Source organism: Bacillus sp. LR--39 (assembly GCF_053613335.1).
Genome location: NZ_JBSIOT010000274.1, coordinates 1 through 1,159 on the forward strand (window position 1 = coordinate 1; position 1,159 = coordinate 1,159).

Consider the following 1,159-nt stretch of genomic DNA (forward strand, 5'->3'; position numbering starts at 1 on the left):
TCAATGTTTTTTGAAAATATTGATAATTATTCCCATACAAACAAAAAAACCCTTTAAAAAGGGTTTTTAATTATAGGAATTTAGAAACTTTGTTTATTGAAATAAGGACTGATCGGCCTTCTGCTCAAGTTTGCCGTACTTTTTATATGCGAATACACTGAGCACAAATCCGAGGACTGTGATGGCTGCGCAAATCAATCCGACAGCTGCATAGCCGTATGCTACATATACGGGTCCCATTAAAGCAGAACCTAATGTCACGGCCAGATTCGAGGCGAGGCTGTAAAACACCATGACTTTTCCGCGATGACGCTCTGAGCAGTCACTCAAAATGGTGCTGAGCAGCGTCACCGTCAAACTTTGCATTAATCCCCAAATAAATAGGCTGGCGATTAACAGAAACATAGACGCCGGCGCATATGGTAAACACGCCAGCAGAACGCTGATGACCCCCAGCGCAATCAAAAGGGAGCGCTTTTTTCCGATGCGGTCGGCTATCTTTCCTGTAATCACACTCATGGAAAACCCGATTCCATAAATCATGATAAATAAGCCCGCAGCCGTGTTTCCTCCGGTAAAAACGTCCTGAAGATAGGTGCCTAAAAAGGAATACATACCGTAAAAACCAATCATATTACAAAAGGTTATTGTGATATAAACAGGTACACGAGGGACTTTCAGCGCATCCCGGAATGTTCCTGCCGGCTCTTCTATTTCTTCCTTGCCGCTGTTTTTATGTTGGGCATGGCGGCGCATTTCAAGGAGAATCAGCAGGACAACTAAAACACCCATCAAGGCGAAAATCCAAAACGTCCATCTCCAATGCAGGACGCCGCCGATAAATGATCCGAGCGGCACTCCGAAAATCAGCGCCAGCGACCAGCTTGAAACGATCAGTCCCATCACCTTGCCCCGGTATGTATAAGGGACACGATCACCGACAACTGCGTAAGCGGTCGGAACAAACGCCCCCGCAGCCAATCCCGAAAGCGCCCGGCCTAAAAAGAAGAAAAAAATATTTTGAGCCAAAGCGCATATCACCGTTCCTATGATAAAGATCATAAGCCCGGCTAATAAGCTCAGTTCTCTGGAGTATTTATCGCCTAATGGAACCAAAAGCGGCGCACCGATAAAAATCATAACGCCGTAAATACTGATA

1 protein-coding gene is annotated in these 1,159 nt (G+C 45.4%); it reads right to left on the bottom strand.

What is annotated here, in order from left to right:
- Positions 1 to 93 precede the first annotated feature (93 nt).
- Positions 94 to 1,159 (bottom strand): MFS transporter (locus tag ACWHAR_RS22450; protein ID WP_452087876.1); only part of this gene is annotated, 1,066 nt, incomplete at its 5' end.